This window comes from Nitrosomonas sp. Nm166, assembly GCF_900112825.1.
Lineage (GTDB): Bacteria > Pseudomonadota > Gammaproteobacteria > Burkholderiales > Nitrosomonadaceae > Nitrosomonas.
In genome coordinates this window covers 1-1,594 of record NZ_FONE01000109.1, presented here as the reverse complement: position 1 = coordinate 1,594, position 1,594 = coordinate 1, and the positions used below count along the sequence as shown (strand labels likewise).

At 52.1% G+C, this 1,594-nt stretch carries 3 protein-coding genes; all 3 read right to left on the bottom strand.

Features of this window, described 5'->3' with window-relative positions:
• Nucleotides 1–560 (bottom strand): isochorismate family cysteine hydrolase YcaC (gene ycaC / locus BM021_RS14935; protein ID WP_090721763.1); only part of this gene is annotated, 560 nt, incomplete at its 3' end.
• A gap of 62 nt (nucleotides 561–622) precedes the next feature.
• Nucleotides 623–1,255, bottom strand: coding sequence for an isochorismatase family protein (locus tag BM021_RS14930; RefSeq protein WP_090721762.1), 633 nt, complete (start codon nucleotides 1,253–1,255; stop codon nucleotides 623–625).
• Between the two features lie 80 nt (nucleotides 1,256–1,335).
• Nucleotides 1,336–1,594: pirin-like C-terminal cupin domain-containing protein (locus BM021_RS14925; RefSeq protein ID WP_305728880.1), on the bottom strand; the 259-nt coding region annotated here is incomplete at its 5' end.

Below are 1,594 nucleotides of genomic sequence, written 5' to 3'. Positions count from 1 at the left end.
GCGCCCAGCCCTTCGACATCGTTGCGCCAGTCGCGGTGCAATTCACTGGCCACACTGAACCAGTTGATCAGTTGCACGCCGGCGGCCTGCATCCTGAACCAGGCAGTGTGGCGAGTCACTTCATTGAAGGTACCCGAAGCGTCAGTAACTACAAACACGTCGTACCCTGCCTCAATGGCGGACAGTGCAGGATAGGCCACGCAGACTTCGGTTACCACACCAGCAATGATGAGTTGCTTGCGTCCAGTATTCTTGACCGCATTGACGAAGTCCTCGTTGTCCCAGGCGTTGATATTGCCCGGACGCGCGACATAAGGCGCATCAGGAAACATTTCCTTGAGTTCCGGCACTATCGGGCCGTTCGGGCCATCCTCGAAACTGGTGGTCAGGATCGTCGGCAGCTTGAAATACTTGCTGCACGCCGCCAGAGCCAGCACGTTATTTTTAAACTCATTCGGTGAGAAATCCTGTACCAGTGAGATCAAACCTGCCTGATGGTCTACCATGAGTAAAACAGCATCATCCTTGGAAAGCCGGTTGTATGTGAAAGTCTTGTCCATTTCTTTGCTCCTTTGGGTTGTCGCTAATGAGACATCTAAAAAAGTTGCAGGTAAAGTCAAACTTAATTCTTCGCTTTTTGCACTGCCTGAGCCTTATCATAGCTTTCGATCAACAGCCGGTAATGCAGCATCGGGTGATCAGCATAAAGGTTGGCAAATTCCAGCGCTTCCGGCCGGTTCCAGGTCTTCTGCAATTCTGAAATAACCGCAACAGTATCGATCGGGATCACCCCTGCCTGCACAATACGGACAATGGTTAATTCTGTAGCCATTTTGCTCCAGTTACCCGAGGCATCCACCACGGCATACACTTTGTAGCCGTCAGCCACTGCGCTGATGGAAGGGAAGGCCATGCACACGCTGGTCAGCGTACCGGCAAGGATGAGCGTTTTGCGGCCAGTGGCCTCAACAGCTTTAACAAAATCAGCGCTATCCCAGACATTAATTTCACCGCGCCGACTCACGTATTGTGCATGCGGAGCGGCTTGGTGGATTTCCGGAATCAATGGACCATTCGGGCCATCTGGAACGGAAGCTGAGGTAATCACCGGGATCTTGAGTAGTGCAGCGACTTTGGCCAGTGCGATAGCATTACGGCGCAAGTCTGATACTGGAATGTCCTTGACCAGCTGGAACAGGCCGCTCTGGTGATCGATAAGAAGCATGAGAGTTTCGTCGGGATTGATATGACTCATGGTGTCCTCCTACGGTTTGGTTGCGATAAAAGACCGCGACTTCAACTACAAGACCGACTGATTGCCAGTAACCTATGCTGTCAGGGTTGTGATATTTTCCCCATTTTGCCGCTCTGGTAATCTGCCATCGCCTGGCTTATTTCTTCTGCCGTATTCATCACAAATGGACCGCTGCCTGCGATGGGTTCATCGATTGGTTCGCCGCAAAGCAGCAGCGCCGTTGTGTTTTTTGCGCTGTCGATGCGAATATGGTCACCGCTGCGTGCAAACAGACCGACTTCCGCTGTACCAAGGGTTTCAGATCCATTCACATGCACCGATCCCTTGAGCACTGCCAGC